Source organism: Actinopolyspora mortivallis DSM 44261, from assembly GCF_000384035.1.
Lineage (GTDB): Bacteria > Actinomycetota > Actinomycetes > Mycobacteriales > Pseudonocardiaceae > Actinopolyspora > Actinopolyspora mortivallis.
Map to the genome: position 1 here is coordinate 2,735,889 of NZ_KB913024.1, position 14,552 is coordinate 2,750,440.

General features: G+C 67.6%; 11 protein-coding genes. 4 read left to right on the forward strand and 7 right to left on the reverse strand.

Translation table 11 applies throughout. The features are described 5' to 3' along the window. Positions 1–93: 93 nt before the first annotated feature. The 3 genes from ACTMO_RS0112885 to ACTMO_RS0112895 all read right to left on the reverse strand — a co-directional run bounded on the left by ACTMO_RS0112885 (position 94) and on the right by ACTMO_RS0112895 (position 2,032). Positions 94–579: a DUF5130 family protein gene (locus ACTMO_RS0112885; protein ID WP_019855104.1), complete on the reverse strand. Its 486-nt coding sequence runs from the start codon at positions 577–579 to the stop codon at positions 94–96. A gap of 1 nt (position 580) precedes the next feature. Beyond that, positions 581–835, reverse strand: a complete 255-nt coding sequence (gene ctaJ, locus ACTMO_RS0112890) for an aa3-type cytochrome oxidase subunit CtaJ (RefSeq protein WP_019855105.1) — start codon at positions 833–835, stop codon at positions 581–583. Between the two features lie 636 nt (positions 836–1,471). Further along, complete coding sequence (locus ACTMO_RS0112895; RefSeq protein ID WP_019855106.1) at positions 1,472–2,032, reverse strand: HNH endonuclease; 561 nt, start codon at positions 2,030–2,032, stop codon at positions 1,472–1,474. Between the two features lie 599 nt (positions 2,033–2,631). Between ACTMO_RS0112895 and ACTMO_RS0112900 the strand changes: the two genes are divergently transcribed. From ACTMO_RS0112900 to ACTMO_RS0112920, 4 genes are all read left to right on the forward strand, one after another. Continuing rightward, a complete protein-coding gene (locus tag ACTMO_RS0112900) occupies positions 2,632–3,609 on the forward strand; it encodes a mechanosensitive ion channel family protein (protein ID WP_019855107.1) in 978 nt (325 codons plus the stop codon). A 26-nt stretch (positions 3,610–3,635) separates the two neighbouring features. Beyond that, the gene (locus tag ACTMO_RS0112905; RefSeq protein ID WP_019855108.1) at positions 3,636–4,019 is read left to right on the forward strand and encodes a globin; all 384 of its coding nucleotides are present in this window, start codon (positions 3,636–3,638) and stop codon (positions 4,017–4,019) included. A gap of 323 nt (positions 4,020–4,342) precedes the next feature. After that, complete coding sequence (locus ACTMO_RS0112915; protein ID WP_033401929.1) at positions 4,343–5,635, forward strand: alpha-amylase family glycosyl hydrolase; 1,293 nt, start codon at positions 4,343–4,345, stop codon at positions 5,633–5,635. A gap of 295 nt (positions 5,636–5,930) precedes the next feature. Then, entirely contained in the window at positions 5,931–7,187 is a 1,257-nt protein-coding gene (locus ACTMO_RS0112920) for an alpha-amylase family glycosyl hydrolase (protein WP_084792125.1), read from the forward strand. Here ACTMO_RS0112920 and ACTMO_RS0112925 read toward each other — a convergent pair. The 4 genes from ACTMO_RS0112925 to ACTMO_RS0112940 form a co-directional block, all read right to left on the reverse strand. Next, on the reverse strand, positions 7,155–8,186 hold the full coding sequence (locus ACTMO_RS0112925) for a hypothetical protein (RefSeq protein WP_019855112.1): 1,032 nt from the start codon (positions 8,184–8,186) through the stop codon (positions 7,155–7,157). The genes ACTMO_RS0112920 and ACTMO_RS0112925 overlap by 33 nt on opposite strands. Positions 8,187–8,253: 67 nt before the next feature. Further along, positions 8,254–8,892, reverse strand: coding sequence for a DUF8010 domain-containing protein (locus ACTMO_RS0112930; RefSeq protein WP_026449194.1), 639 nt, complete (start codon positions 8,890–8,892; stop codon positions 8,254–8,256). Next, a complete protein-coding gene (locus tag ACTMO_RS0112935; protein ID WP_019855114.1) occupies positions 8,885–9,328 on the reverse strand; it encodes an acyl-CoA thioesterase in 444 nt (147 codons plus the stop codon). The genes ACTMO_RS0112930 and ACTMO_RS0112935 overlap by 8 nt, the downstream gene beginning before the upstream one ends. 140 nt (positions 9,329–9,468) lie before the next feature. Next, a complete protein-coding gene (locus tag ACTMO_RS0112940; protein WP_084792126.1) occupies positions 9,469–14,451 on the reverse strand; it encodes an NAD-glutamate dehydrogenase domain-containing protein in 4,983 nt (1,660 codons plus the stop codon). Positions 14,452–14,552 lie beyond the last annotated feature (101 nt).

Genomic DNA, 14,552 nt, shown 5'->3' on the forward strand with positions numbered 1-14,552 from the left:
GTGCCCGTGTTCGGCGGGTCCGACACCGCCGGAACAGCCCGCCTCACCCGGAAGCTCTCCGAGCACGCCGCCCACCGGGCTCAATGCCGGTGATCACTCGTGACCGGACTCGAAGTCGGTGCCGGCCGTGTCCGAGAGCATCCGCAAAGCACTGATCAGTCCCTCGATGAGGTCGCCCTCCTTGAAGGAGGCGACCATGTTCATCACGGCGAGGTTGCAGGCGCGGTCCGGAACACGCCGGTGGGAGTACTCACCGGTGACGACCTCCACCTTCCGTTGGGCCGGCGAGACCGCGATCAACACTCCGCTGGGGGCGCGGTGCCCGAGCTCGGCGTGTATCTGTTCGGCCCGCTCGCGGGTGTCCTCTCCGAGGTCACCGAGGTACACGGCGAACTCCAGGCCGGTCGTACGGGTCGACAGCGTGAGCGCCTCGTCCAGCCTGGCGAGTTGACCGGGCGTGAACGGCAGTTTGGGGCGCTCGGGTTCGACACGCCGCGCGATGGACAGCCGTCCACCGGCGGTGAGCGCCTGGCCCGGCTCCAGCTCGCCCGGATCCGTGTTCCTCGACGTCTCGGCCATCTCACCAGTTGCCACGAGCGCCTCCCCTCGCGGTGCCGGATTCGGAGCCCGGCGCGGCTTCCGCGTCCTCGGACAGTGGGCTGCTCGGACTCACACCCGCCGGATTGGCTACCCACAGCACCGGGGGGAAGTCCCACTGCTGATTCGCCCGTCGGCGTGAACGGACCAGTCTCGGCCACAGTACGAGCAGCATGACGAGTCCGTAGACGGCCGCCGGGATCACGGCCAGGAAGAGTACGGTCTGCAGGACAGTCACACCAGCACGGTATCCGATCCCCGTGGGGGATGGTCCACTACCTGGCTAACGCGCGGGCGCCGCCGCGGTGGGAGGGGCCGGTCCCGCCCCCGTGCCGCACACCCCTCCAGGCATATGAATCTTTTTCATTTCATTTTCCGCCCCCTCCTCTGACACACGCCGGAGTCGCGTCGAGCAATCACACGCAGGGGTGAGTTGGTGGCTTGTATCGGACAGTTGTCGATTCTAGATTTCACCTGTATGGATCTTGCACAGCCGAACTGATCCACGACATGAGCAGTTCCGACCACGAAAGGCGACAAGGATGCGTCAGGGAACCTGCGAAACACACGAAAAAATCACTCTTCCAGATGACACTTATGAATCGATCAAACACGAAACGTGTAAGCATGAATCGCTGTTCGGGACAGCTCCGACTTCTCGGGAGCGCACCGGAACACACCTCCGCCACGGCGTACGGATCAGCTCCCGGTGTGGAGTACGAATCAGCTCGCACTCGGCGGAACGGAAAACAGACGACGGAAAAAGGGACGGGCTCCGCAACCGGACACTTCCCGCCGTGCTCCGACGACGGCCACCGGCCAACCCCCACACGCCGGCGAGGGACACCGCCCGGCCACCACGTGGCCCCGTCCACTAGGGGGAGGCGGTTTCTCCCAGGTAAGGAAGCCACAGCGGATCAGGGTCGGTGGATCCGGCCAGCAGTCTCCAGTGCCTGCCGCGGGGAGCCCGCGGGGTCTCCGGCAGGGACCATCCCAGCTCACTCAGGGTGTGATCCGCCTTACGCCGGTTGCATTTCGTACAACACGCCACGCAGTTCTCCCAGGTGTGGGAACCGCCCCTGCTCCGAGGCACCACGTGGTCGATGGTCTCGGCCCGAACACCGCAGTACACGCACCGGTGGTTGTCCCGCATCATCAACGCCGGCCGGGACAGCGGCACCCTCCCACGGTACGGAACCCGGACGAACTTGCTGAGCCTGATGACCGAGGGGACCTCGATGCTGTGCGAGGCCGAGTTCCAGGTGGACCCCGCCGAATCGCCGTGGACGACCTCGGCCTTGCCGCAGACGAGCAACACGATGGCCCTGCGCAACGGCAGAGCGGTCAACGGCTCGAAAGTCGCGTTGAGCAGCAGCACACGTCGCTTCGACCACGTCCCCACGCCCTCGGAACGCTCGGCCGAGGTCGACGGCACGTGTCCGCGCCTGCGGCCCCCGGCACGTGCACCCCCTCGGTAGGGTGCCGGCGACGGAGCACCGCACGGAATCGGTTTTCGGTCGGGCACTCGACCACCTCCACCGTCTGCCGAGAACAGTCGAACACAAAACCCGCCCGGAACGCACGTGTGATCCGTGCCGCACCCGAGGGGTCAAACCCAATTCGGAAACAACATCCGGTTAATCGGTCGGAAACCACGGCCACCGAATCGATCAATGCCCGACCGTCCCGACCGGTCGGTGTCCCTCGCCGAGAAGGAGCATCCGCCGCCGGGGGACACCCGAGGCGCGGTACTCCCCCCTGTCGGGGTCGCGTACCGTGGGGACGGCGGCCGAGCCCCTCCTGTTTCTGCCGAGGTCACCGGCCCGGTCCGTGAACCAGAGCGGTCGAGGTGGGTGTTCTGCCACAAACACCCACCGGCGCGTCGTGGACGGCGGGGCGTTCACGAAGCGGACGAGGATGGTCGACCGCGCCTGCCGGAACCGGCAGTCGAGCGGATCGCCGCGGCCACGTCCTCGGAGGGCCCGCGCCGTAGGCACAAGGCAGTTCCCAGCGTCCGCATGGAGCCCCGAGACCATGAACGCGTTACCACTAGCGCAGTCCCAGTGTTCCGACGACGCCAGTCAGTGGTGCAGAACCGTCCTCGACTGGACCGGCAACGCGTGGTTGGCCAACTACTCCAAACTGCTGATCATCACTCCGCTGAAGATCCTGCTGATCACGGTTCTGGCGTTCCTGCTGCGCTATGTGCTGCACAGAGTCATCACCCGACTCAGCCGCACCAACGGCACCGCCCCCAAACTGCTGCAACCACTGCGGGAACGACACGGCGACTCGGTCTCCGGTGAGACCCTGGCCGAGCAGCGCAGCCAACGCGCCAGAACGCTCGGTTCCGTCCTGAAGTCCGTGGTCAGCTTCGTGATCTTCGGATTCGCGGCCATCTACGTCCTTCAGGAGTTCGGGGTCGACCTGGCACCCCTGATCGCCTCCGCCGGAGTCGTGGGCGTGGCACTCGGCTTCGGCGCGCAGAACCTGGTCCGGGACTTCCTGTCCGGCATGTTCATGATGGTCGAGGACCAGTACGGGGTCGGCGACTGGGTCGACCTGGGAGAGGCCACCGGCACCGTGGAGACGGTGGGGCTGAGGGTGACCACCCTCCGCGACGTCAACGGAACCGTGTGGTACGTGCGCAACGGGGAGATCCTGCGGGTCGGCAACTCCAGCCAGGGCTACGCGGTGGCCGTGGTGGACCTGCCGATCGCGCACAGCAGCGACATCCGCCGCGCCCAGGAGGTCGCCGAGTCCGTCGCCGCCGCGGCGGCGCAGCGCGAACCCCTCGCCGGGGACGTGCTGACCCCGCCGGAGATGCTCGGCATCAACCAGATCACGTCGGATACGATCACGTTGCGGTTGACCGCGAAGGTCCGTCCCGGACAGCAGTGGGCCGTACAACGTCTGCTCCACGCCGAGATCAAACGGGCCTATGACGAAGCGGGCATCAAACCGCCTTATCCTGCGGGACGTCTGATGCCAGACTCGGATGAGCAGCAGTGACGTCGACAGCCTCGCGAGGAGGGCACGTGAGCACTCCGGAAACCTTCTACGACCAGGTCGGCGGCGAGGCCACCTTCCGCGCCCTCGTGGCCCGCTTCTACCGGGAAGTGGCCGAGGACGAGCTGCTGCGCCCGCTGTACCCGGAGGAGGATCTCAGCGGCGCCGAGGAACGGCTCCGTCTGTTCCTCATGCAGTACTGGGGAGGTCCGCAGACCTACTCCGAACAGCGGGGACACCCCCGGCTGCGTATGCGTCACGCGCCCTTCAAGATCGGCCTGGCCGAACGGGACGCCTGGTTACGGTGCATGCGTATCGCCCTGGACGAGGTCGAGCTCACCGACGAACAGCGCGACCGTCTCTGGCGCTACTTCGAGATGGCCGCGCACAGCATGGTCAACTCCTGGTTCTGAACCGCAGGGCCCCGTACGGACACGACCGACGGATTCCCGCTCCTCCGTGAGGGAGCACCCCCGTCACGTCACACGGTCCTTTCCGGGAAGGACCGTGGCGGCGGTGGCGTGCCCCGCCCCTCGCCCCTCCCCCACCACGAGATCGTCCTCCCCCACGGGACAGGACATCATCGGCCGACGTCGACACCGGTACAAGCCCGGACCGGATCTCGTCGTAGCCCGGTAACCACACGCGTGGTCCAATGATCGACCAGGCACCGTCTGAGCGCATCGACACCGTGCCCGTCTTGCCCACCGGGCCGGGAATCGGACGCAGTAAGGGGATGACCACTGTGCGCCGCTGGACCGAACAGAACCATGTCACCGGATCTCGTCCCCCTTGGTGGTGGAGCGCGACTCACTACGCGGTCGACGTCCGCCTGTTCGCCGACTCGGACGCCGACGGCGTCGGGGACCTGGACGGGATGCGTCACCGACTCGGTTACCTGGAACTGATCGGCATCGACACGATATGGCTGACCGGCGTGGCGATGACGGGCATGGGGCCCAACATCGGTGATCCACGCCAGGCCGCCTCCGTGCTGGAGTCATTCGAACGGCTGACATCGGCAGCACACGATTGCGACCTGCGGATCACTCTCGATATCGGTGTGGACGTGGCCGACCTTCGACAGCCACGTTCCCAACAGGAGCTGGTGCGGACGCTTCGTTTCTGGAACGACCTGGGAGTCGACGGTTTCCGACTGGCCCTCTCCCAACGCGGAACACCGCCGGAGTCAGACACCGGCGGTCCGGACCCGGAGACGACCAGGGCCATCAGGGCCGCGTTGGCGGACGACTCCAACCGGCTGATCAGCTCGTTCGTGGAGGAGCAACGCGCCAGTCGCGGCGTGTGGGACGTCGACTTCAACCGGACGCTGGCCGAGACGGACTTCGAGGCGGGCAGCATCCGCGAGGCCGTCGGCAAGGAGCTGGCCGCGTGCAGGGAGTTCGACACCCGTCCCGGATGGCTCGTCTCCGGACGCCATTTCCCCCGGCAGGTGACCCGCTTCGGAGGTGGACGGCTCGGGCGCGCACGCGCCCACGCCATGGCCCTCGTGCTGCTCGCCCTCCCCGGCGTCGTGTGCATAGACAGCGGCGAGGAACTCGGGCTCCCCGAGGTCGTCGGGGACGAGACCGAGATGCCCACCCAGGAGCTGCTCGGGGCACGGGTCCCCATGCCATGGGAAGGTACGGCTCCCCCGTTCGGCTTCAGCGAGGCCGTGGACTCGTGTCTGCCCGCCCCACAGGACTGGGACGGGCTCACGATCGAGGCACAGTTGGAGAGCGCGGACTCGACACTGTCGTTGTATCGTAGGGCGCTGGAGCTTCGGAGGGCCTCCATCGCCGGTGAGGACTCCGTGCCCCCCGAGTTGTTCGCCGAGGACGAGGTGGAGTGGTACGGGGCGCCGCCGGGATGCCTGGCTTTCCGACGGGGCTCGCGGGGACTGACCTGCGCGCTGAACACCTCCGCCCACCCCGTCCCACTGCCTCCCGGAGAGGTACTGCTGTCCAGTGCCCCGCTGGAGGAGGGACAACTACCGGCCGACACGGCCGCCTGGCTGAGCACGGGCTGAGCACGCACCCCCTCGGTTCCGAGGAGGAGGCACGTCACGCCCCCCGTCAGGCGGGTGGGAACCCCAACGAGACACGAAGGCACCCGCGCACCACGGCGCTCCGGAGGACGGGCACACGAATTCCGCCCGGGTGGGAAAGGAGAAACGTCGCATCGCGGGCGGTTCGCGACGACACACCACGGAGAATCGGAACGGGAACGAGTTCCCGAAAGAATCGTTACCCACGTGGTCGATTCAAGATCCACTCGATCGTGGGAACATCACACCTCATCCGGTTCTCCTCGTCCTTGACAGGATGGCCGCTGTGCACTTGACCGACTCGAACCGCCACCCTCCCGCGACCTCTCCGGGATGGTGGCGGAACCGGATTTTCTACCGCGTCGACACCCGTGCGTTCAACGACTCCGACGCGGACGGGATCGGCGATCTCGAAGGAGTCCGTCACCGGCTCGGTTATCTGGAGCTGATCGGGATCGAGGCCGTCTGGCTGACCGGTGTGATCGCCTCCCCGGTGGGGAGGGCGGGACAGGGGCGCGACGTGGACCCTCTCGTCGGAACCGTCGAGGCGCTGGAGACGCTGGTCGCGGAAGCCCACGAGGCAGGCATCGGAATCGTGCTGGATCTGGCCGTGGACGGCTCCGTTCCGACCGATCCACGTGGGGTGGAGGAACTGGGCGCGACACTGCGTTACTGGACGACACACGGCATCGACGGGTTCAGAGTGGCCTCCACCCCCGGCATCACCGGACCCGTCGACGAGAACACCCACGCGATACTGCGTCTGGCACGCCAGTGCCTCGGTGAGTCCCGCATCGTACCGATCGGTGGACTCGTGCAGCACTGGCACACCGCGAGCGGACCCCTGGTGGAACTGGACCTGGGGGTGGACGACCGCTTCAGCACCACCCCCTTCGAGGCCTTACGGATCCGCCAGGTCATCGACACGGTGCTCAACGACAGCGGCAACGTCGGGAGCACACCGGTGTGGACCCTGTCCAACTGGGACCACCCGAGGCCGACCACGCGTTTCGGTGGCGGTGCCACCGGGCTGGCCCGCGCCCGTGCCATGGCACTCGTCCAGTTCGCCCTTCCCGGCGTGGCTGGAGTGGACAACGGAACCGAGCTGGGCTTACCCGAATCCGAGCGCCCGGACCGGACCAGCAGCCACCCGGTGCGGGGCATGATCCCCTGGGAGGGTTCCGAACCCCCTTTCGGTTTCTCCTCGGCCCCCGCCGGCTGGTGGCCCACGCCCCCCAGTTGGGCGTCCAGCACGGTGGAGACCCAGCTCGAGGACCCGGACTCCACCCTGTCGCTGCACCGCAACGCCATGGAGCTACGCCGCTCCTACGAGCTGGCCACACTGGCACCGATCCGCTGGTACGGGGCACCCCGAGGGTGTCTGGCCTTCCGACACGACCGTGGGAAGCTCACCTGTGCGTTGAACACCTCGTCCACATCGGTACCGGCACCTCCGGGAGAGATCGTGCTGTGCAGCTCCCCCCTCGACACCGGCGATCGACTACCCCCGAACACCGCCGTGTGGCTGGTCTGAACGCGCTTCCGCCCCCTCACGACCGGATGAGGTGTCCTCCTCGGAACCATGCGGGGCGGCGCTCCCGCGAAGATCAGCGGTCAACCCCGCGAGGTCGTAGCCGTCGGTGTGGCGGGACAGGTCCAGATAACGGGTGAAGTACATCGCCGCCACGACCGGCAACGACAGCACGGCAGTCGACGAGTCCCGCATCACGTTGTCGAACCAGCCGGCTTCGGCGCCTCCACTGACCACGGTCTCCGACACGGAAGCCACCACCGTGGGAAACGTCAGCGCCACGGACACCGTGACCAGGGTGGGGAGCACCCGGCGCAACACCATGTGCACCACCCCGCGCAACGCCTCCCGGGCCCCGGAACGTCGCACGGTGAAGGGAACGACGGCCACGCTGGCGAACACCCCGGAGACGATCCCGACCAGGGAGCCGAGTATCACGCCCACCGACAGCACCAGGATCAGCACGAGTCCGCCCGAGGAGACCGGGGCCTCCTCGGACAGCACCGGAGCCGCCCGCAGTTGGAGAAAGTACAGCGGCAGGGCCGTGAGCACCGCGGGAAGCACCACCAGAACCAGTCCGAAGCCGCACAACCCGGCCCAGCGCCTGCTCAACAGGTGCCACACCCGACGCGGAACGGCCCGGTAGCCGGCACAGACCCAGGCCAGAGCAGCCACGCTGACCGCTATCACCGCGATCCGCGCGGGCATCACGAGCATCGCCCGTATCACCCGGCTCCAGACGTCCACCCAGCTTCCCTCGTCGACCCGCAGCAACCCGTCCCGCAGACCGACCCGTCGACACATTCCGAGGCGACAGCTCACGGCCCAGCTCACGGCGTTGAAGGGGACCACCACGAACGCGGCCAGCGGGAAAAGCCACCACGTCCGCAACAGCAGAAACAACGCACCGCTCAGCGGCCCGGGCAGTCGGAAAGCCTCCCGGAAGGAACGACTCATGCGCAACGCGTCCGGGCTTTCCGGCATGGAGGGATAGCCGTACACACCCCGATTCTCGGACACACGGTGTCCACGCGGGAACACCGCACGGAAGCACGTGCGAAAGACGGGATCAGGTCAACAGTGGCAGCAGCGCCCTCCTGCGCCGTACCACCGCACCGAAACGGGAGTCGATGCGCAGCCACGACTCGGTGGCACTGACCCGAACCACCTCGTCCTCCGAGGGGTCACTGACCAGGAAACCCATCCCCGTCAGGACGAACAAACACCGCAGCGGCACTGTCACCCGCAGACCGGCGCCGCTGACGGTGAACACCTCCTGGTCCATCAGCGAAGCCGGCGGGGTCCCCTTGGGACCGACGTTCTCCCGAGCGACCCCGACTCCCCGTTCGGCCACCTCACCCACCACTCTGGCGGGGAGGTCATCCACGTGACGCCACCCCTCGGGAGGAGGGAGCTCGGAGCGCCACAGCAGATCACGCTCCGGGCCGGGATCCATCACGGGACCGTTCGACACCGTCAACGCGGCGAGCAGTTCGTTGCCGGACACGCTCACGTCGCCGGGCTCGACCTCGCCCTGGACCGATCGGGTGCACAACGCGTCGAACGGGGTCGCCGACCACGCGTCCAACCGTCCGTCGGCCCTGGTACGCAGGCGGATCACCGCCTGCTCGTCCAGGCGTACGGCGCGGGCGACGAAAGCGCTCAGGTCGTCCCGTTCCACCGAGCGTGACATCCGCAGCTCAGGCAATTCGACGCTCCTCGTCGGGGGCGGCCGGTTCGCGTACCCATTCTTCCAGGAAGGAGTACTCCCCCTCGGTCAGCCGGCGCGGTCGTCCGGCCCGCAGGTCGTAGGGCACCATGAGCGTCTCCGCCGTGGTCACCACCTCCTTGCCGCCGGCCGCCACCGTGTAGTCCACCACGAACGAGGAACGCCGCAGCTCACGCAGCGTGAGACTCACCCGGACACGTCCCATCCGGTAGTCCACCGGAGCGCGGTAGTCGACCGACAGCCTGGCCACCACCAACCCCTCGGACATGCCCGCGTGCCCCCGGCGCTCCGCCTCGGTGAACAGCAGACTCGCCCGGGCCTCCTCCAGCAGCGTGACGGTTCTGGCGTGGTTGACGTGGCCGAAAGCGTCCATATCGGACCAACGCAGCGGTACCTCGGTGACGAAGGCTCCCACCTTTTCCTCTCCTCCAAGGGTCGGGCCGCCGACAGGGCCGACGCGGTGCGTGACACACCCGTCCGGGTGACCCACGGTACTCCGTCACGCTACGGACACCGCACCCGACGAGTCCTCCGTCACCGCGTCGGCCCCGCGGATCAACGCACCATGCTGCGCAACTGCCTGGCGGCCACCGAGAGCGTGGCCAGATCCTGCCTACCGGCCTGCTTGATCTCCTCCAGGGAGGAGCGCGCACGACCGATTCGAGAGGCGTTGGCCGCCTCCCAGTGGGCGATCTTGTCCTCCGGAGGCTCACCCGGGTCGCCACTGCGCAGCACGTCCACCGCTATCGCCCGCAGCGAGGTGTACAGGTCGTCCCGCAACGCCAGTCGGGCCAACGCGTGCCAGCGGTTACCCCGTTCCAGCTCGCCGACCGAAACCAGCATCCGTTCCATGTCGAGATACTCCGACAGGGCGAAGTAGAGCTCGGCACTCTCCCGGGGACTGCGTTCGGTCGAGCCCCCGGCCTCACGTTCGGCCAACTCGGTGATCTCGGTGATGTCCAGCAGGGCGAAGGTGTCCAGCAACGTCCCGATACGCCGCGCCAGCTTCTCGGGCACTCCCCGTTCGACCAGCTCGTTCGCCTTCTTCGCGGCGTTCTCGGCCGCCTTGCCCTGGACCATGTCCCAGACGGACTCGGACAGTTCCACCACGACCGGACGAAAACGGTGTATCTCGGCGCTGATGGCCAGTGGCTGAGGACGGTTCGACAGCAGCCACCGGGAGGCCCGGTCCAGCAGCCTGCGGGTCTCCAGCATCATGGAGTCGACCACCTCGCTGGGCACCACGCCGTGCAGCCGCTCGATCTCGCCCCACAGTCCCGGCAGGTCGTAGACGGCGGTCACGACCTCGAAGGCCCGCACCGCGTCGGTCGTCTCGGCGCTCATCTCCTCCAACAGCCGGTAGGCGTAGGAGATACCAGCCCCGTCGACGACCTCGTTGACCAGCAACGTGGTCGTGATCTCCCGCCGCAGCGGATGGTGTCGCACCGCGTCCGCATAGTGCTCCCGCAGGGGAGCCGGGAAGTACTCGGGAAGCCGGACCGCGAAGGACTCCGTGTCCGGCAGGTCGCTGGCCAGCACGTCCTGTTTCAACGCCAGTTTGACGTGCCCCATCAGGGTGGCCAGCTCCGGCGAGGTCAACCCCTGCCCGGCCTTCTCCAGCTCCCGGAACTGCTGGGGACTCGGCAGGGCCTCCAGCTCACGATCCAACCCGGAGCGTTTCTCCAGCTCGGCCACCTGCCTGGCGTGCACAGAGACCATCTGGGCGGCGTGCGCCCGCGAGGTTCCCAACACGGCGTTCTGCCGCTGGTTGTCGGCCAGCACGAGCTCGGAGACCTCGTCGGTCATCTCCCGCAGCAGCTGGTCACGCCGCGAGCGGTCCAACCGCCCCTCGGAGACGAGCTGGTCGAGCAGGATCTTGATGTTGACCTCGTGGTCGGAGCAGTCGACTCCACCGGAGTTGTCCAGGGCGTCGGTGTTCACCTTACCGCCCGCGCGGGCGAACTCGATCCGGCCGAGCTGGGTCATGCCGAGGTTTCCGCCCTCGCCGACCACCTTCGCCCGGAGTTCCGCCCCGTCCACCCGAACGGGATCGTTGGACTTGTCACCGACCTCGGCGTGAGTCTGGGTGCTCGCCTTGACGTAGGTGCCGATGCCGCCGTTCCACAACAGGTCCACCGGAGCCCGCAGAATCGCCTTGATCAGCTCGCTCGGAGCCAGCGCGGACACGCTCTCGTCGATGCCCAACGCCGCACGGATCCGCGGGTTCAGCGGAATCGACTTCGCCGAACGCGGCCAGACACCCCCGCCCTCACTGATCACGCTGCGGTCGTAGTCGTCCCAGGTGGACCGGGGAAGTTCGAACAACCGGGCGCGCTCGGCGTAGGACGCCGCGGGATCGGGGTCGGGGTCGACGAAGACGTGCATGTGGTTGAACGCCGCCACCAGGCGGACGTGCTCGGAGAGCAGCATCCCGTTGCCGAACACGTCACCGGCCATGTCACCGATACCGACCACGGTGAAGTCGTCACGTTGGACGTCGGTGTCCAGCTCGCGGAAGTGCCTCTTGACGCTCTCCCAGGCACCTTTGGCCGTGATCCCCATCGCCTTGTGGTCGTAGCCCACCGAACCGCCGGAGGCGAACGCGTCGCCGAGCCAGAAACCGTAGGAGGCGGCCACCTCGTTGGCGATGTCGGAGAACGTGGCGGTGCCCTTGTCCGCGGCCACCACCAGGTACGTGTCGTCACCGTCGTGGCGCACGACCCCCTTCGGAGCCACGACCCGTCCACCGACGAGGTTGTCCGTCACGTCGAGCATGGCCGAGATGAACATCCGGTAGCAGGCCACACCTTCGTTACGCGTGGCCTCCCGGTCCGTCGCCGGATCCCCCGTGGGAGCCGGCGGACGTTTCAGTACGAAACCGCCCTTGGCTCCGACCGGGGCGATCACGGCGTTCTTGACGGCCTGGGCCTTGGCCAGCCCGAGGATCTCGGTGCGGAAGTCCTCCCGACGGTCGGACCAGCGCAGCCCACCACGGGCAACGGAGCCGAACCTGAGGTGGACCCCCTCGAAGCGGGGTGAGTACACGAAGATCTCGTACTGCGGCCGTGGCTCGGGCAGACCGGGGATCTCCTGCGGTTCCAGTTTGAACGACCAGAACGAACGCGGGCTCGCCTCGGAGTCCCGGACGAAGTGGTTGGTCCGCAGCGTCGCGCGGATCAGACTGAGGTAGTTCCGCAGGATCCTGTCCGCGTCCAGGCTCGTCACCTCGTCGATCGACCGGTTCAGGGCGGCGACGAGCTCCTGCTCGTGGGAGTCGCGGACGGAGTCGGACAGCTCGGGGTCGAAGCGGGTCTCGAACAGCCTGACCAGCCGCACCGTGATGTCACCGTGCGCGATCAGCGCGTCCTCGATGTAGTCCTGGCTGTAGGCGACACCGACCTGACGCAGGTACTTCGCGTAGGCACGCAGCACGGTGGCCTGACGCCAGGTCAGCCCGGCACGCAGTACCAGGGAGTTGAACCTGTCTACCTCCGACTCACCCTGCCAGGCGGCCCGGAAGGCCTCCTCGAAACGCTGCCGCAGGGTGTCGAGCCGTGCCCCTCCGGACTGTTCTGCCAGATCGCGCTCAGGCCGCAGTCCGAAGTCGAAGATCCACCGCCGGGTCGTCTCGTCCGGGGACACCTCGTAGGGACGCTCGTCGACGACCTCGACCCCCATGCTCTGCAGCACCGGAAGCACCCGGGACAGCGTCACCCGCTCGGTGAGGAACATCTTGAACCGCCGGTCACCCGGCAGCCCCTCCCGGGGCGTGTAGAACGACATCGCCAACTCACCCGGTCGGGAGAGCCCCTCCAACCGGCGCAGGTCGGCCAGCCCCTCGGCCGCGTCGAAGTCCTCCTTGTAGGCCTCCGGGAACGCCGCCGCGTAGCGCTGCCCCTCCTCGCTGGTCGTCTCCGGGCCGAAGAAGACCGCGCGCCCGTCCCGCCTGGCTTCGTTGCGGTGGCCCCGGCGTTCGGAGTCGACCTCGTCGACCATGTCGTCTTCCCAGGTGCGGGTGGCCTCGCTGAGCAGCCGCTGCACCCGGTTGAGATCCGGTTCGAGTCGGCTACCGGGTTGCGTGTGCACGACGAAGTGGATCCGCGCCAGCGCGGACTCCCCCACCCTGGTGCTGTACTCCAACCCCGTACCGTGCAGCTCCGCCAGCAGCACCTCCTGCATCGCCAGCCTCGACCGGGTCGTGTAACGCTCTCGGGGCAGATACACCAGGCAGGAGAAGAACCTGCCGTAGGGGTCACGACGCAGGAAGGGTTTGAGCTTGCGACGCTCGGCCAGGGCCAGCACCCCGGTGATGATGTCGAGCAGCGTGTCCGGATCGGTCGCGAACAGCTCGGTACGCGGATAGCTCTGGATCTCCTCCAGCATCCGCTGCCCGGAGAAGGACTCCATCGGGAAACCGGCCCGATGGATCACCTCACGTGCGCGTCGTTCGATGACCGGGATGTCCAGGACGTTCTCGTGCAGCGCCGTGGTGGTGAACAGGCCGATGAAACGGTGTTCGCCGGTCACGACGCCGTCCCGGTCGAAGGTACGCACTCCCACGTAGAAGGGATGTCCGGCCCGGTGGACCGGGGAACCCGCGTTCGCCTGGGTGAGGACGAGCAGGTCCCCCGCGTTGGACTCGGTTTCCGTCCTCGCCGAGAGGCTCCGGGCGGTGCTGCTGTCGGAACGCAGCACACCGAGACCGCTGGCGAGTACCCCCCGCAGTTCGGACTCTCCGGTCTCCGGGTTCACGGACACCTCGTCGTGGCGGTACCCCAGGAACACGAAGTGCCCGTCGGCCAGCCAGCGCAGCAGTGCTGCCCCGTCCCGGATCCGCTCGGCGGAGAGCGGCGGGGCGTCCTGCTCCAGAGCGTCTGCGATTCCGCGGGCGGTGGCGTGCATCCGGTCGGTGTCCTCGACGACCTCTCGCACGTCCGTGAGCACGGTCAACAGTCGCTGTTCGAGTTCACGGACCCGCGCGGACTCGGGGAGCCGGTCTATTTCGAGGAACATCCAGGACTCGGCCAGCGCGTCCTCGGGAGGATCGGAGGGGTCGGCGTCGGCCAGGACCTCACGCAGCTCACCGGCCACATCCCGCCGCACGATCACGATCGGGTGCACGACCCGCTGCACCTGGGCTCCGGCCCTGGTGAGTTCGGCGATCACCGAGTCGACGAGGTAGGGCATGTCGTCGGTGACCAGCTGCACCACCGTGGCGGGGCTCTGCCATCCGTCGACGGAACGCTCGGGGTTGAAGATCCGCACCAAGGGGCGGCCGGGAGCCCTGTGGGCGGCGAGTTCGTGGTGGGAACGGAGCGCTCCCACGAGGTCGGCGGGTTCGTCCCCGGCCATCTCCTCGGCGGGGACGTGTCGGTAGTAGGTGCGTAGCAGGTGGCCCAGTTCCGGGGCCGTTTGTACGGCTCGCTCCACCAGATCGGTCACATGCTCAACACCATCCGCGTCGTTCTCGGACAAGGGGGCCTGGTCCGTGTTCGACGCGGTGTGTTCAGTACTCAACTGTCCGGATTCAGAGGTCATCGTCACGCAGCTCCACAACTAGCGGCACCTCGTTGTGCCAACACGAACCACCCTAGAGGCTGTGCGACTCGCTGTGGGGACGGCCTCGAGCAGAGCTCGGT